This is a genomic window from Micromonospora sp. NPDC048898 (assembly GCF_043198035.1).
In the GTDB taxonomy this organism is placed as follows: domain Bacteria; phylum Actinomycetota; class Actinomycetes; order Mycobacteriales; family Micromonosporaceae; genus Micromonospora.
The window spans coordinates 971,348-985,758 of record NZ_JBICUF010000001.1; the positions used below are offsets into that span (position 1 = coordinate 971,348).

Consider the following 14,411-nt stretch of genomic DNA (forward strand, 5'->3'; position numbering starts at 1 on the left):
CAGCGTACGGAGCACACGCTCGTACAGTGATGGGGTGCCCGACACCTCGCTCACCGCCCACCCGACCGACCCCGAGACCTACGCGCCGTTGCACTCCGACGCCATCGCGCTCCTCGAAGGTTGGCAGCCCACCAGCCCGGGGGCGGCCGCGGCGAGGGACCGGACGCTCGCGTTGCTCGACGCCGGGCCGATCGCGATGAGCCGGCAACACCGCCCCGGGCACGTCACCGCGAGCACGCTGGTGTTGGACGCCACCGGCACACGGGTGCTGCTCTGTCTGCACGTCAAGTTCGGGCTCTGGGTGCAGCTCGGCGGGCACTGCGAGCCGGTCGACCAGACGCTGGTGGCCGCCGCGCTTCGCGAGGCCACCGAGGAGTCCGGGATCGCCGGGCTGCGCATCGACCCGGTGCCGATCGACGTCGACGTGCACGAGGTGCTCTGCCAGGGCGGCTCGCGTCACTTCGACGTCCGGTTCGTCGTGGTCGCGCCGCCCGGTGCGGTGGAGCAGATCAGCGACGAGGCCGAGGAGTTGGGCTGGTTCCCACCGGATCAACTGCCCGAGCCGCTGGCCGGCGGGACCGCACAACTTGTCGCACCGGCCCTCGCGGCCCTCAGACGTAACCCTCTTCGCCTCGCGCCTTGAGCTCGTCGACCAGGGCCTTGACGCCCTGGGCCTGGTCGCGCGGGCAGACCAGCACCGCGTCCGGGGTGTCCACCACGATCAGGTCGCGCAGCCCGAGGACGGCCACCAGCCGACCGGACTGCGGCACCACCACCAGGTTGGCGCTGTCCCGTAGGAGCACACCGGGCTTGGCGTCGGTGCCGAGCACCACGTTGCCCGCCTCGTCGGCCGGCAGCACCTCACCGAGGGTGTGGAAGTCGCCGACGTCGTTCCAACCGAAGTCACCCGGCACCGTCGCGACCCGACCCGCGGTCGCCGCGCCCTCCATCACCGCGTAGTCGACGGAGATCTTCGGCAGCGTCGGCCAGATCGCGCCGAGCACCTCGTCCTGCTCCGGGGTGCCCCAGGCGGCGGCGATCGCGGTGACGCCAGCGTGCAACGCCGGTTGCTGGCGGGCCAGCTCGGCGAGGAAGACGTCCACCCGCCACACGAACATGCTCGCGTTCCACAGGTGCCGGCCCGAACGGACGTACGCCTCGGCCACCTCGGCGTCGGGCTTCTCCTTGAACTCGGTCACCGGCCGCCAGGGGGCGTCGTCGGACGGGTCACCGGTCTCCAGGTAGCCGTAGCCGGTCTCCGCGCGGGTCGGGGTGATCCCGACCGTCATCAGCATCCCCTGCTCGGCCCCCCGGACCGCTTCCTGAACGGTATGGACCCAGTTCCCCGGGTCACCGATCAGGTGGTCGGCCGCGAAGCTGCCCATCACCGCGTCCGGGTCGCGTACCGCGATCACCGCCGCGGCCAGCGCGATCGCCGCGCAGGAATCCCGTGGGGACGGCTCGACCAGGATGTTCTCCTCGGGCAGACCGGTCAGCTGCCGAGCCACCGCCGCGACGTGTGCCGCACCGGTGACCACAAGGGTCCGATCCGGTGTGGTCAGCGGCGCGAGCCGCTCCACGGTCGCCTGGAGCAGGGAGGAGCTGGTGCCGGTCAGCGGGTGGAGGAACTTGGGATGGCCGGCGCGGGACAACGGCCACAACCTCGTGCCGCTGCCACCTGCCGGAATGACCGCATAAAGCATCCGCACATCATGCCCGACGCACCTGCTGGCAGTGGCACGGGTCACCACCAGGGGGCCCGGGGTCACGAACGGGCGCGACTCCAGGCGGTGATGTGCACCTCGGCGCTGGACTCCCAGGTGAACTCCTTGGCCCGGTCGAAACCGGCCTTCGCCAGCGACAACCGCCGCTGCTCGTCGTCGAGCAGCGCGGCCAGGTCGATGCCGATCTGCTCCGCGTCCTCCGAGGTGTACGCGACCGCGTCGCCGCCCACCTCGGGCAGCGAGAGGCGCGGCGTGGTCAGCACCGGGGCGGCGCACGCCATGGCCTCCAGGATCGGCAGCCCGAACCCCTCGCCGTAGGACGGGTAGGCGGCGACGAGCGCACCGCCGAGGAAACCGGGCAGGTCGCCGTAGCGCAGGTAGCCGGGGCGCAGCAGACGCAGGTGCGATGGAACCTCGGCCACCGCCCGGTCGATGTCGTCGTCGTGCCCCTGGCCACCGGCGATCACCAGAGCCGGGGGGTCGACGCGGTCGGCCACCGCACGGGCCCAACCGCGGATCAGGTTGGGCACGTTCTTCCGCGGCTCCTTGGCGCCGAGGAAGGCGACGTAGCTGCTGTTGCCCAGCCCCAGTCGGGCCCGGACCCGGGCCTTCTCCTCCTCGGTGGGGGCGTGGAAGGCCGCCTGGTCGACACCGTGGTAGGCCACGTCGATCCGCGTCGGGTCGGCGTCGAGCAGCCGGATCAGCTCGTCCCGGGTGGCCTTGCTGGGCACGATCACCCGGTCGGCGCGGCGCAGCGAGGTCTTGATGGCGCTGCGGAAGAACGTGCGGCGGGACTTGTCGTAGTGCTCCGGCTCGGTGAAGAACGTCGCGTCGTGCACGGTGACCGTGACCGGGCACCCGGCCCGCAGCGGGCAGGTGTAGAAGGGCGAGTGCAGCACGTCGGCGCCCACCTGCTGGGCGAGCAGCGGCAGGCCGGTCTGCTCCCACGCGAGCCGGGCCGGGCGGTGCGCCACGGCGGCCGGTGCCGGGATGATCTCCGCGCCAGGCAGCATCCGGGTGTAACGCTCCAGGTCGGTGCGGAGGCTGACCACCGCCAGCTCCACCCCCGACCCGCACACCTTGCCGAGGGCACCGAGCAGACCATCGACATATCGACCGACACCACCACGGTCGGTGGGGACACTCGTGGCGTCGATGAGCACGCGGGGCGGGCGACCGGCGGTCACGGGGCGACTCCTTGCACTGGCGGGTCTGTGGGGAACAACACTCCGGGTCAAGCCTACGCCGGGGCGCGGGGGCCACGCTGACTGCGACCCGACGGTACGCCGAGTTGTCATCGACATTGGGTACGGCCCGCACTGGCGTATCGTTCGCGCCGATGGCCGACAACATTGCCCGGGTGTTCGCCGACGCGATCGCGACCGACCCGACCCGACCGTTGCTCACCTGGTACGACGATGCCAGCGGTGACCGCACCGAACTCTCCGGCGCCACCCTGGCGAACTGGGTGGCGAAGACCGCCAACCTGCTCGTCGACGAGGTCGGTCTCGCCCCCGGCACGCCGGCCGGTGTGCTGCTGCCACCGCACTGGCAGACCGCGGCGGTGCTGCTGGGCTGCTGGTCGGCCAAGCTGAGCGTCGTCGACACACCGGGTGAGGTGGACGTGCTCTTCGCCGCCGCCGACCGGCTGGACGCGGCCCAGTCCTGGCCGGCCGACGAACGCTACGCCCTCGGGTTGGCCCCGCTCGCCGTCCCGCTCCGGCAGGTGCCGCCCGGGTTCGCCGACTACGTGGTCGAGGTACGCCGGCACGGCGACCACTTCAACCCGCAGCCCGGTCCGGGCCCCACCGACGCCCACCTACTGGCCCGCGCCGAGGCCCGCGCCACCGAGTTGGGCATCGAGCCCGGTGCGCGGGTCCTCATCGACGCCGCCCGCTACCCGGACCCGGTCGACTGGCTGCTGGCCCCCCTGACCCAAGCCGCCACCGTGGTCCTCAACGCGAACCTCGACCCAACGAAGGTGGCCAGCCGCCAGGCCACCGAAAAGGTCACGAAAACCCTCCAGTAACCCCACCGCCCACCCCGCCCCACCCCACCCCGCCCCGTCGATCATGGAGTTGTGGTGGGCAACTGCTGCGCCTATGCCCCTTTTGCAAGGCACCACAACTCCTTGATCGACGCGGGCGGGAGGCGGGCGGGCGGCGCGGGCGGGCGGGGCGGGAGGGAGGGCGGGGCGGGAGGGGTTGGCGGGAGAGGGCTGCTGTTAGGGGGTGGGGGTTCGGGACTGGGCCAGGGCGGCGAAGGCGGTCAGGGACTCGGGGTTGGCCAGGGCGCCCTTGGCCGCCGCTTCGTCGACCGGGGTGCCCGTCAGGATCTTCTTGACCGGGACCTCCAGCTTCTTCGCCGACAGGGTGCGGGGCACCGCGCGTACCTGGTGGATCTCGTCGGGCACGTGCCGGGGGGACAGGGCGGTGCGCAGTTCACGGCTGATCTTCGCGCGCATCGGGTCGTCCAGCTCCAGGCCGTCGGCCAGCACCACGAAGAGCAGTAGCTCACCGGCGCCGCCCTCGTCGTCCTCCAGGTGGACGACGACCGAGTCGACCACCTCGTCCAGCCCCTCGACCACCGAGTAGAACTCGGCGGTGCCCAGCCGTACCCCACCCCGGTTGAGGGTGGCGTCGGAGCGGCCGGTGATCACGCAGCCGCCCCGTTCGTTGATGGTGATCCAGTCGCCGTGCCGCCAGACGCCCGGGTAGACGTCGAAGTACGCCTCGAAGTAGCGGGTGCCGTCCGGGTCGTTCCAGAAACCCACGGGCATGCTCGGCATCGGCTCGGTGATGACCAGCTCGCCCAGCTCGCCGATGACCGGTGTGCCGTCGGCGGAGCGGGCCTCCACCTTGGCGCCCAGCGCGCGGCAGGCGATCTCGCCGGCGTACACCGGCAGGAGCGGCACCCCGCCGACGAAGCCGGTGCACACGTCGGTGCCGCCGGACAGCGACTGGAGCTGCACCTGGTCGCCGACGGTGTCGTACACCCATCCGAAGCCCTCGGCGGGTAGCGGCGCACCGGTGGAGCCGACGCCGCGCAGCGCGGACAGGTCGGTGATCTCGCGGGGCACCAGGCCAGCCTTGCGGCAGGCCAGCAGGAACGGCGCGGAGGTGCCGAAATAGGTGGTGCCGGTCTCGGCCGCCAGCCGCCACAACCCACCCAGGTCCGGCTCAGCCGGCCGGCCGGGCTCCGCCCGGACCGCCGGGTTGCCGTCGAAGAGCACGATCGTCGCGCCCACGGCCGGGCCGGAGACCAGGAAGTTCCACATCATCCAGCCGGTGGTGGTGAACCAGAAGAACCGGTCGGCCGGGCCCAGGTCGTGGTGCAGGGCGAGCATTTTCAGGTGCTCCAGCAGGATGCCCCCGTGGCCGTGCACGATCGGCTTGGGCAACCCGGTGGTGCCGGAGGAGTAGAGCACGTACAGCGGGTGGTCGAACGGCACCGGCGTGAACGTCGACGGCCCGTCGGTGGGCGCGGCCAGCTCGGCCCAGCTCAGCGTGCCCTCGGGCACGGGGCCGGTCGGGTCGAGGTAGCCGATGCTGACGGTGTGCCGCAGCGACGGCAGGGCGGCCCGGATCGCGGCGACCTCGGCGCGCCGGTCCACCGCCTTGTCGCCGTACCGGTAGCCGTCCACGGCGACCAGGACTGTCGGCTCGATCTGCTGCCAGCGGTCGGTGACGCTGCGGGTGCCGAACTCCGGCGCGCAGGACGAGAAGATCGCCCCCAGGCTGGCGGTGGCCAGCAGGAGGACGTACGTCTCGGGGATGTTCGGGGCGTACGCCGCCACCCGGTCACCGGCGGTGACACCGAGCCGGCGCAGCCCGGCCGACACCCGGCGGACCTGCTCGCGCAGCTCCCCGGCGGTCAGCGTGACCGGCGCGCGGGTCTGCCCGTGCGCGATCAACACCGGGTCGTCGTCGGCGCGCCCCGGCATCCGCAGCACGTTCTCCGCGTAGTTGAGCGTGGCACCGGGGAACCAGCGTGCTCCGGGCATCCCCCGCTCGGCGAGGGTGGCGGTCGGCGGGGTGTGCGCGATCACTTCGAAGTGGTCCCAGATCGAGCGCCAGAACCCGTCCAGGTCGGTGACCGACCAGCGCCACAGCGCGTCGTAGTCGGCGAAGTCCAGCCCGCGGTGCTCCCGCAGCCAGCGCAGATAGCCGCCGATGCGGGACCGCTCGCGTACGTCCGCCGGCGGCGTCCACAGCACGTCACCCACTGCTCCACCCTCCCCCGGCCCGGCACGACACTGTGCGTGGCCGTGGCGCCATCTTGCCCTACCTCGAAGCGCCATTCTGCGCACCGGGTACGGCAACCGATGCGTGCCCGTCCCACACTCCAGCCCGGCACCTCGTGTGGGTCAGCCGGCGCGGTGGGCCTGGATGGCGCGGCGACGGGCGAGGCGGTGCGCGCGTCGGATCTCGGCCTCCTTGTACCGGCGCTCGTCCTCCGCCGTCTCGGGCAGCACCGGGCGGACCACCCGCGGGGCCCCGCCGACGTCCACACCGACGAAGACCAGGTACGCGGTGGCCACCCGGACCGGCGCGTCCTCGGCCGAGTCCCAGCGCTCGGCGACCACCCGCACGCCCACCTCCATCGAGGTCTGGCCGGTCCAGTTCACCTGCGCGTGCGCGTGCACCAGGTCGCCGACCCGGACCGCCTCGGAGAAGACGATCTCGTCGATCGCCGCGGTCACGGCCGTCCCGCCGCTGTGCCGGGCCGCCGCGGCCCCCGCCACGTCGTCGACGAACTTCATCAGAACCCCGCCGTGCACGGTGCCGTAGAGGTTCACGTCCACGGCAGTCATGATCTTGCTCAGCGTGACGCGCGAGTACGACGTCGGCTTGCCGATCGGTGCGGCGGAGAGGTGCTCAGTCATGTCGAAAACGGTACGGTGCGCGGATGCGACATCTCTGGAGCTTCCTCGCCGGGTTGGTGGTGGCGCCCATCACCTGGGTGCTCGTCACACTGGGGCAGGACGGGTCGAGCCGGACGGTCGACCGCTGGGTGGAGACCGGCACGTTCAACACCGCCAACCTGATCGAGCCAGCCGTGTACCTCGGTGTCGGCGGCGTCCTGCTGGGCCTGCTCGGCACGCTGCGCTTCTCGCCGCTCGGTCCGCTGGTGGCCGGGTTGCTGCTGGTCAGCCCGTACGTCGGGATGTTCGTGGCACCCTTCACGGTCCGGGACGCGATCCCGCACGGGTGGAAGGTGGCCGGCGACCCGTTGCCGTTGCGGCTGCCCGTGGAGAACGGCACGCTCTTCCTGATCGGCCTGCTGCTGCTGATGGCGACCTTCAGTGTGCAGCGGTGGCGGCAGTGGCCGCGCCCGGCCACTGAGTCGGCCGTGCCGCCGGCACCGGCACCGGAGACCACTCCCCGCGACGACGACTTCACGTTGACCGACTGGCCGTCCCCCGCGCCCGCGGAGCGCGACACCGCGCCGCTCACTCTGGGTTACCCGGCCGACTCGACACCGACCGAGCCGTTGCCGCGCCGGGTGGGTGGCGAGTCACCCTGGTCCGCCCCACCGCGCGGCCAACCGCGCCCGGAGGACACCACGGAGATCCGCTGATCGTCGGGCGGGCCGGGCAACCGGCCCGCCCGCAGGCCCTCAGTGCAGGGCGACCGCCAGGTCGGGGTCGACCGTGCCGAGGCCGGCGCGGGGCACGACCAGGAGCATGACCGTCAGCGCGGCGGCCATGCCACCGGCGATGACGACAGCCATCGGTACGCTCCCGGCGCCGAACAGGCCCGCCAGGGGTGCCGCGAGTGCGCCGACACCGAACTGCACCGCGCCGAGCAGCGCCGCGGCGGTGCCCGCGGCCTCGCTGTGTCGGCTCATGGCCAGCGCCGGCGCGTTGGGCAGGGCCAGACCGGCCGCGGCCAGGACCAGCCACAGTGCCGCGAGCAGGGTGCCCAGGCCACCGAAGCCGGTCGCCGCGAACAGGACGAGCAGCAGCCCCGCCGCCGTGCCGGCGAGCAGGGCGCTGACCAGGATCTGCTGCGGGCTGTAGCGGCGCAGCAACCGGACGTTGAACTGGGTGGCCCCGATCAGTCCGACGGCGCCCGCGCCGAAGGCCAGGCCGAACTGCTGCTCGTCGAGGCCGTACTCCCGCTGGAGCACGAACGACGACCCGGAGACGTACGCGAACAGGGCCGCCATCGCCAGCCCGGCGACCAGCACCAGACCGACGAACGCCCGGTCGTTGAGCAGCCCCCGGTAGTCGCGCAGGGTGGCACCGACTCCCCCGTGCCGCCGACGCGTCACCGGGAGGGTCTCCGGGAGCCGGAGCGCGGCCACGACGATCAGCAACGCGCCGAGCACCGCCAGTGCCGCGAAGACGCCCCGCCAGTCGGTCCAGCCCAGCAGGCCGCTGCCCAGGGTCGGCGCGAGGATGGGCGCCAGGCCCATGACGAGCATCAGCCGGGAGAAGATCCGGGCGAAGGAGGCACCGCTGAACAGGTCGCGGACGACGGCGGTCGCGACCACTGTGGCGGCCGCCACGCCCAGCCCCTGTAGGACGCGCAGCGCGCCGAGCACGGCGATGCTGGGCGCGAAGACGCACAGCACGGATGCCACGATGTGCGTGGCCAGCCCGGCCAGCAGCGGCAGCCGTCGCCCGACCACGTCGGAGAGCGGCCCGATCAGCAACTGACCAAGCGCGAGGCCGGCAAGCGTGCCGGTCAGCGTCAACTGCACAGCGGTCTCGGTGGTCTGCAGCCCCGCCGTGATGGCGGGCAGCGCGGGCAGGTACATGTCGATGGTCAACGGCCCGATGGCGATCAACGCACCCAGCACAAGGACGAGTTGTGCCCGCTGGCGGTTGGTCATCAGGTCACCGGGCAGCATGTCCTCGGTCGTGCCCGGGTTGTCCGCGCGGGTGCCGGCTCCGGTCTTGTCCACCAACTGCCTCATCATCTCGATCTCTCTGCGGAAGCTTGTGCGTCGTCACGGGGCGGCGAGACTGTGACGAGGCAGGGGTCGTGGTGGGGGCGGCCGGACGGGTCGATCACCCGGTGGTGATCCTGTCGCTCGCCAACGTCCGGAAGCCGTCCGACGTTCCCGCTGTGGGGGGAGTCACGCCCCGCTGATCCGCCCCGGGCCCGGACCAAGCTGTGACCGGGGTCACAGTTGCACCAGAACCGGGATGGAGTCCCGCGTCGTCTTGCCTGTCGTGAGACGAAGTCTGGACGGCCTCGACGAGGCCGAGTTGCTCCGCCGCGTCGGCCGTGGCGACCGGCGTGCCTTCGACGCCCTGTACCGGCGTACCGCCCCGTGGTTGACCGCGCGGCTGCGTCGGCGTTGCGCCGACGAGGACGTGGTGGCCGAGGTGTTGCAGGAGACGTACCTGGCGGTGTGGCGGTCGGCCGGCAGCCAGGCACAGTCCGCGGGCTCCGGCAGCGCGGTGGGCTGGTTGTGGACGATCGCCGCCCACCGGCTGATCGACGCGTTCCGCCACCGGGCCCGAAGGGAACGGATCCCGTCGGTGCAGACCTACGACACCGTGGCTCCGGCGGCCGAGGAAGAGGCGCTGGCCGGCGGGTTGGACGCCAACCTGGAGCGGGCCCTACAGGCGCTGCCGGCGGAGTTGCGTCAGGTGCTGCGCGCGATGGTCCTCGACGGACTGACCGTGCGGGAGACCTCGCTGCTGCTCGGCATGCCGGAAGGAACCGTGAAGACCCGCGCGCGGCGGGCCCGAATCGCGCTGCGGGAGGCGCTGTCATGACCACTCATCCCACCCCCACACTGATCTCCGAGTACGCCTCGGGCGGTCACGGCGTCGACGACACGACCATCTGGGCGGTCGAGGCGCACCTGGAGTCCTGCGCCGCCTGCCGGGCGGTCCTGGCCGACGCGACCGACTCCGCCACCCGCGACCTGCTGGACCGGGTCGCCGACGGAATCGCCACCGGCATCGCCACCGGCCCCGCTCCGGTGCGTCGGCGGCGACTTCGGCGGACCGGGGTCGCCGCCCGGATCCTGCCGTGGCTGGCCACCGCCACCGGCATGATGCTGGCCGCGGTGCTCTTCGAGACGACCTTCGACAACCTGCCGTCGCTGGTGCTGCTCGTCGCGCCGATGGCACCGCTGCTGCCGGTGGCCGCGCTCTGGAGCCGACGACTCGACCCGGCCTGGGAGCTGACGGCCACCACGCCGCGAGCTGGGTTGGCGCTGCTGCTGCGCCGCACGTTGGCGGTCCTGGTGGCGGTCATCCCGGTGCTGGCCGTGGCGGGCTGGGGCACCGGCCACTCCCCGGGTCTCTGGCTGTTGCCGGCGCTGGGCTTCACCGCCGGGGCCCTGGCCCTGGGCGGGCTGGTCGGGGTGGACCGCGCCGCCGCCGTACTGGCCCTCACCTGGTCCGCGGGTGTCGTGGCGCCGAGTCTGGCCGGCGGACGCCTCCCGGCCGTCCTCGCGGACAGCAGCTCGCCCTGGTGGGCTGCGACCACCGTGGCACTGGTGGCCGTGGTGCTCGTCCGGGCCCGACGACGTCCGTTCGGAGGACTTCCCCGCACGTCGTGACAGCTGACGACACGAACCACGAACCGAATGGAGAAGCAATGATGCGTATGGTCAGCGTGGCGGAGACCACGCCGTCCACCTATCCGTGGGCGGTACAGACCGAGAAGTTGCAGGTCCGCGCCGGCCGGCACCTGGCGGTCAACGGGCTGGACCTGGCGCTGGGCACCGGCGTGCACGGGTTGCTCGGCCCCAACGGCGCCGGCAAGACGACGTTGATGCGCGCACTCGCCACGGTGGTGAAACCCGCCGAGGGCCGGCTGCGTCTGCTCGGCGAGGACATCACCGCCAGGGCGGACCTCCGTCGGGTCCGCCGTGGCCTGGGCTACCTGCCGCAACACTTCGGCTTCTACCCGCGCTTCACCGTCCGGGAGTTCGTCGAGTACATGGCCTGGCTCAAGGAGATGCCGAAGACGGTCATCCCGGGCGCGGTGCAACGGGCCGTCGAACGGGTCGGCCTCGCCGACCGGGCGGACTCCCGGATGAAGACGCTCTCCGGCGGGATGCTGCGCCGTGCCGGCATCGCCCAGGCGATCGTCAACGACCCGGAGGTGCTGCTGCTCGACGAGCCGACGGTCGGCCTGGACCCGGAGCAGCGTCTCGACTTCCGCGAGCTGTTACGCGAGATCGGCCTGGACAGCTGCGTGCTCGTCTCCACCCACCTGGTCGAGGACGTCGCGGTGGCCTGCACCGACGTGGTGCTGGTCCACGAAGGTCGCCTGGTCTGGCAGGGCACCACCGGGCAGCTGGCCCAGCAGGGCGGCGCCGGCGACGCGGGCGACAGCGCCACCGAACGCGGCTACTCGGCGCTGCTGCGCTCCCACCGTGGGCAGGTGCCGGCATGATCGGGCGCATCCTCCGCATCGAGCTACGCCGGTCGGCGGCCCTGGGCGTCGGACTGCTGTTGCTGGTGACCGGCGTGCCGTTACTGCTCACCTCCACCCTGTTCTTCGCCGGCCGGTGGATGCAACTGGCCGTCATCGCACGATCGATGCTCGTGGTGCTGCTGCCGCTGGCGCTCGCCGGTGGGGCGTGGCTGGGTCGGCGCGACGCCCGTAACCGGGTCGACGAGTTGTTCACCAGCACCGCCCGACCCCGGTGGCACCGCACCACGGTGACCGCCAGCGCGCTCGCGATCACGGTGGTGGCCGCGTACACCCTGCTGTGTCTCATCGCGACCGGATGGGTGGTGCCGACGGCGCACTACTTCCCGAGCGCCGCCATCGTCGTCGCCGCCGTCGGTGTTCCGGCACTGATCGCCGCCGGCTGGCTGGGCATGGCCGCCGGCCGGGCCGCACCCCGGGTGATCACCGCACCCGTCATCGCGGTGGCCGGGTTCGCCCTGCTCGGGCTCCTCCCCGAGCTCATGTCGCAGCCCGCTCCCGACGCGCCGGTCTTCCTACCCGAACCCTCGGCGCTACTGCTCGTCCCGGTCATCAGCGGACTCGACGACTTCCAGACGATCATGCCGCGGGTGAGCGCGCTCCAGACGCTGTGGCTGGTGGCGCTCGCCGCCACCGGGCTGCTGCTGTTGGGCACGGTCCGCCGCCGCGCCACGGCGCTGGCCGTACTCCCGGCGGTGCTCGGCGCCGCGGTGGCCGTGCCGCTCCTGCCCGTCGGCGGTACCCGCGGGGCGGCGGTCGTCGACCCGGTCGCCATCGAGCTGGTCTGTGACAACGCCGGCCCGCAGGTCTGCGTGACGCGGGTGCACGCCGAGTTGCTGCCCGCCGTCGTCGGCCCGGCCCGGCAGGCTCTCGCCATGATGGCGGCCAAGCTGCCCAACGCACCAGTCCGGGCGGTGCAGACCCAGCAGGTCACCTACTGGGCACGGCTGGATCCGAGCACGGCACCGGCACCGCACTCCGCCGACACTGTCGTCTTCGACACCCCCACGATCGACCGCCTCGGGCGTGCCGACATGTCCGGCGACTACTTCCTGCCGTCCCTGCTCGAGGCCGCCTGGCAGCAGGAGTGCGCCGACCAGTCGGTTCAGGGTGACGAGTACCGGGCCCGGATCGTCGCCGCCGCCTGGCTGACCGGTCGACCACCGGCCCCGCAGCCCGGATGGGACCCCACGGAGATGGAGGGGCTGGTGAACGCGTACCAGGCGCTGGTGAGTCTCCCGGAGGCCGAGCAACGGCGTCGGATGGCAGCGGCACGCGAGGCGGCGCTGGCCTGCCAGGGCGACGCCCTCGCGGCGGTCCTGCCCGAGGACCAGCCGTGAGGTGGCTTCAGCTCTACCTCCGCTCCCGCCGGGTCCCCGTCGCGCTGACCACCGCGACCGCGCTCATCGCGTTGGCGTGGGCCCTGTCGTTGGCCTACACCGACGCGACGACCATCAACACCCGCACGGCCAGCCTCGTCATCATGCTGGCGGTGGTCGCGGCCGGCAGCACCCTCAGCGGTGCCGACGACGCCCTCGACCACACGGCGGCGGTCAACTGGCCGCTCCGACGTGCCGGGCACCTGCTGCTCGCCGCCGCCACGATCACCGCCCTGCTCACCCTCAGCACGGTCACCGACGCGCGCTACGAACCGTTGGCCCTGGTGTTGCGCAACATCACGGGGCTCCTCGGGCTCACCGCCCTCGGTGCCGCCCTGTTCGGTGCCGCCCTGTCGTGGATCTCCCCGATGACCTGGACCCTCGTCGCGGTCCTGCCCCTCATGGGCCCCAGCAGGGACCTGCGGATGCAGGTCGCCGGCTGGCTGGTCCAACCCGCCGGCACCACCGCCGCCACGGTCTGCGCCGCCACCCTGGCGGTGACCGGTCTGCTCGCGTACAGCCTGCGGGGCTGTCCCCTGCGACCCGCCAGTGAAACCGGACCCGACCGGTAGCAGACCATTGCACTGCCTCGGCACCCGACCTTCCTGGCGCCGCCAGGGCCTGGCCACCGCGATGATATTGCGCGCCCTGCACCGGGCACGATCATCGGGCTTCCGCCGACTGCGACTCCAGGTGAGCAACACCAACCAACCGGCGCTGGCGCTGTACCAGAAGATCGGCTTCACCGAATCGGGACGCGGGTACGCGGTGCTGATGCGCCACCTCACCGGACCGACAGCCGAGTGACGGCGGTCAGTCCTTCAGCAGCTCCCACGCCATGACGATCCGCGGCACCTGGTTCGTAAGCAACTCCCGGACCATTCGGTGGCGACGAGAACTCTGGTGGTCCGCACCCGGTTGCCATACCTGGGCACCCGATTGGACTCCGTCGGGCCGCCGCCCCACTTGCGTCACCGAGCCTTCCGTGCGGAAGAATGCCCGCATGACCGAGGACCGGGAGTTCCCGTCAGGCTCCAAGTTGGACACCACGGTTCCGCACTCGGCGCGGATCTGGAACTACTGGCTCGGCGGCAAGGACAACTTCGCGGTCGACCGGGCCGCCGGCGATGGGGTGATCGCGCACATCCCGGACATCCCCATCGGGGCCAAGTCCGAGCGCGCGTTCCTCAAGCGCGTGGTCCGGTTCCTCGTCGAGGATGCCGGCATCCGTCAGTTCCTCGACGTCGGCACCGGGCTCCCCTCGGCGGACAACACCCACGAGGTCGCGCAGTCCCTCGACCCGCGCTGCCGGGTGGTCTACATCGACAACGACCCGCTCGTCATGGCGCATGCGCGTGCGCTCCTGACCAGCGCGCCCGAAGGCAGGTGCGACTACGTCGAAGCCGATCTGCGGCAGCCGGACACGATACTCGCGTCCGCGCGGCAGACGCTCGACTTCTCGCAGCCGATCGGGCTCATGCTCCTCGGCGTCGTCAACCACCTCATGGACGACGACGTGGCGTACGGCTCCGTCGCGCAACTGGTGCAGGCGATGCCCACCGGTAGCCACCTGGTGCTCACCCACTCCACCGCGGAGATCCACGGCGAGCCGATGCTGCGCGTGATGCGGGAAACCACCGAGCGCGGCGGCACGCCAATCCGCGCCAGGACGAAGACGGAGCTCGAACGCTTCTTCGACGGGCTGGATCTGCTGGAGCCCGGCGTCGTTACGTGCTCGCGCTGGCGCCCCGACCCAGAGTCCGACGAGCCGGAGGTCTACCTGTTCGGCGGCGTCGGCCGCGTCGGCTGAGCTGAGCCTCCGCACGTTGCGATCCTCGCCCGGTCCGAGAACCGGACGCAGAGCAGGGACGGCTGCCCGTCCCAGCGAGTGCACTGCG

The 14,411-nt window shown here is 72.2% G+C and carries 15 protein-coding genes; 10 read left to right on the plus strand and 5 right to left on the minus strand.

The window, feature by feature from the left end; all coding sequences use genetic code 11:
- The first annotated feature begins 34 nt into the window (after positions 1-34).
- Complete coding sequence (locus tag ACGFIQ_RS04555) at positions 35-643, plus strand: NUDIX hydrolase (RefSeq protein ID WP_393239070.1); 609 nt, start codon at positions 35-37, stop codon at positions 641-643.
- On the opposite strand, the gene ACGFIQ_RS04560 is transcribed toward ACGFIQ_RS04555, so the two are convergent.
- Together ACGFIQ_RS04560 and ACGFIQ_RS04565 are read right to left on the minus strand one after the other, a co-directional pair.
- Positions 612-1,703, minus strand: a complete 1,092-nt coding sequence (locus ACGFIQ_RS04560) for a mannose-1-phosphate guanylyltransferase (protein ID WP_393239073.1) — start codon at positions 1,701-1,703, stop codon at positions 612-614. The genes ACGFIQ_RS04555 and ACGFIQ_RS04560 overlap by 32 nt on opposite strands.
- A gap of 62 nt (positions 1,704-1,765) precedes the next feature.
- A complete protein-coding gene (locus ACGFIQ_RS04565; RefSeq protein ID WP_393239076.1) occupies positions 1,766-2,911 on the minus strand; it encodes a glycosyltransferase family 4 protein in 1,146 nt (381 codons plus the stop codon).
- A gap of 152 nt (positions 2,912-3,063) precedes the next feature.
- On the opposite strand from ACGFIQ_RS04565, the gene ACGFIQ_RS04570 reads away from it, so the two are divergent.
- Entirely contained in the window at positions 3,064-3,753 is a 690-nt protein-coding gene (locus tag ACGFIQ_RS04570; RefSeq protein WP_393239079.1) for a TIGR03089 family protein, read from the plus strand.
- A 195-nt stretch (positions 3,754-3,948) separates the two neighbouring features.
- On the opposite strand, the gene ACGFIQ_RS04575 is transcribed toward ACGFIQ_RS04570, so the two are convergent.
- The gene (locus tag ACGFIQ_RS04575; protein WP_393239081.1) at positions 3,949-5,949 is read right to left on the minus strand and encodes an acetoacetate--CoA ligase; all 2,001 of its coding nucleotides are present in this window, start codon (positions 5,947-5,949) and stop codon (positions 3,949-3,951) included.
- 141 nt (positions 5,950-6,090) lie between these two features.
- Positions 6,091-6,609 (minus strand): acyl-CoA thioesterase, encoded by a 519-nt coding sequence (locus ACGFIQ_RS04580; RefSeq protein ID WP_204943434.1) that lies wholly within the window; start codon positions 6,607-6,609, stop codon positions 6,091-6,093.
- Between the two features lie 23 nt (positions 6,610-6,632).
- Between ACGFIQ_RS04580 and ACGFIQ_RS04585 the strand changes: the two genes are divergently transcribed.
- Complete coding sequence (locus tag ACGFIQ_RS04585) at positions 6,633-7,304, plus strand: hypothetical protein (protein WP_393239084.1); 672 nt, start codon at positions 6,633-6,635, stop codon at positions 7,302-7,304.
- A gap of 39 nt (positions 7,305-7,343) precedes the next feature.
- Here the strand turns inward: ACGFIQ_RS04585 and ACGFIQ_RS04590 are convergent, their stop codons facing one another.
- A complete protein-coding gene (locus ACGFIQ_RS04590) occupies positions 7,344-8,564 on the minus strand; it encodes a multidrug effflux MFS transporter (RefSeq protein ID WP_393240343.1) in 1,221 nt (406 codons plus the stop codon).
- Positions 8,565-8,880: 316 nt separating this feature from the next.
- On the opposite strand from ACGFIQ_RS04590, the gene ACGFIQ_RS04595 reads away from it, so the two are divergent.
- The 7 genes from ACGFIQ_RS04595 to ACGFIQ_RS04625 all read left to right on the plus strand — a co-directional run bounded on the left by ACGFIQ_RS04595 (position 8,881) and on the right by ACGFIQ_RS04625 (position 14,323).
- Positions 8,881-9,459: an RNA polymerase sigma factor gene (locus ACGFIQ_RS04595; protein WP_393239087.1), complete on the plus strand. Its 579-nt coding sequence runs from the start codon at positions 8,881-8,883 to the stop codon at positions 9,457-9,459.
- Complete coding sequence (locus ACGFIQ_RS04600; protein WP_393239089.1) at positions 9,456-10,253, plus strand: hypothetical protein; 798 nt, start codon at positions 9,456-9,458, stop codon at positions 10,251-10,253. Before ACGFIQ_RS04595 ends, ACGFIQ_RS04600 begins: the two co-directional genes overlap by 4 nt.
- 41 nt (positions 10,254-10,294) lie before the next feature.
- Positions 10,295-11,095 carry an ABC transporter ATP-binding protein gene (locus ACGFIQ_RS04605; protein WP_393240346.1) on the plus strand — a complete coding sequence of 267 codons (801 nt, stop codon included), beginning with the start codon at positions 10,295-10,297 and terminating at the stop codon, positions 11,093-11,095.
- Entirely contained in the window at positions 11,092-12,474 is a 1,383-nt protein-coding gene (locus ACGFIQ_RS04610; protein ID WP_393239092.1) for a hypothetical protein, read from the plus strand. Before ACGFIQ_RS04605 ends, ACGFIQ_RS04610 begins: the two co-directional genes overlap by 4 nt.
- The gene (locus tag ACGFIQ_RS04615) at positions 12,471-13,085 is read left to right on the plus strand and encodes a hypothetical protein (RefSeq protein ID WP_393239095.1); all 615 of its coding nucleotides are present in this window, start codon (positions 12,471-12,473) and stop codon (positions 13,083-13,085) included. The genes ACGFIQ_RS04610 and ACGFIQ_RS04615 overlap by 4 nt, the downstream gene beginning before the upstream one ends.
- Positions 13,063-13,320, plus strand: coding sequence for a GNAT family N-acetyltransferase (locus ACGFIQ_RS04620; protein WP_393239098.1), 258 nt, complete (start codon positions 13,063-13,065; stop codon positions 13,318-13,320). The genes ACGFIQ_RS04615 and ACGFIQ_RS04620 overlap by 23 nt, the downstream gene beginning before the upstream one ends.
- A gap of 196 nt (positions 13,321-13,516) precedes the next feature.
- Positions 13,517-14,323, plus strand: coding sequence for an SAM-dependent methyltransferase (locus ACGFIQ_RS04625; RefSeq protein WP_393239101.1), 807 nt, complete (start codon positions 13,517-13,519; stop codon positions 14,321-14,323).
- Positions 14,324-14,411: the final 88 nt, after the last annotated feature.

Bases quoted from the DNA above. Each gene is read 5' to 3' on its own strand.
- ACGFIQ_RS04600 (WP_393239089.1), top strand. From the start codon at position 9,456: ATGACCACTCATCCCACCCCCACACTGATCTCCGAGTACGCCTCGGGC.
- ACGFIQ_RS04560 (WP_393239073.1), bottom strand. From the start codon at position 1,703: ATGCTTTATGCGGTCATTCCGGCAGGTGGCAGCGGCACGAGGTTGTGG.
- ACGFIQ_RS04625 (WP_393239101.1), top strand. From the start codon at position 13,517: ATGACCGAGGACCGGGAGTTCCCGTCAGGCTCCAAGTTGGACACCACG.
- ACGFIQ_RS04580 (WP_204943434.1), bottom strand. From the start codon at position 6,609: ATGACTGAGCACCTCTCCGCCGCACCGATCGGCAAGCCGACGTCGTAC.
- ACGFIQ_RS04605 (WP_393240346.1), top strand. From the start codon at position 10,295: ATGCGTATGGTCAGCGTGGCGGAGACCACGCCGTCCACCTATCCGTGG.
- ACGFIQ_RS04595 (WP_393239087.1), top strand. From the start codon at position 8,881: ATGGAGTCCCGCGTCGTCTTGCCTGTCGTGAGACGAAGTCTGGACGGC.
- ACGFIQ_RS04610 (WP_393239092.1), top strand. From the start codon at position 11,092: ATGATCGGGCGCATCCTCCGCATCGAGCTACGCCGGTCGGCGGCCCTG.
- ACGFIQ_RS04570 (WP_393239079.1), top strand. From the start codon at position 3,064: ATGGCCGACAACATTGCCCGGGTGTTCGCCGACGCGATCGCGACCGAC.
- ACGFIQ_RS04585 (WP_393239084.1), top strand. From the start codon at position 6,633: ATGCGACATCTCTGGAGCTTCCTCGCCGGGTTGGTGGTGGCGCCCATC.
- ACGFIQ_RS04590 (WP_393240343.1), bottom strand. From the start codon at position 8,564: ATGACCAACCGCCAGCGGGCACAACTCGTCCTTGTGCTGGGTGCGTTG.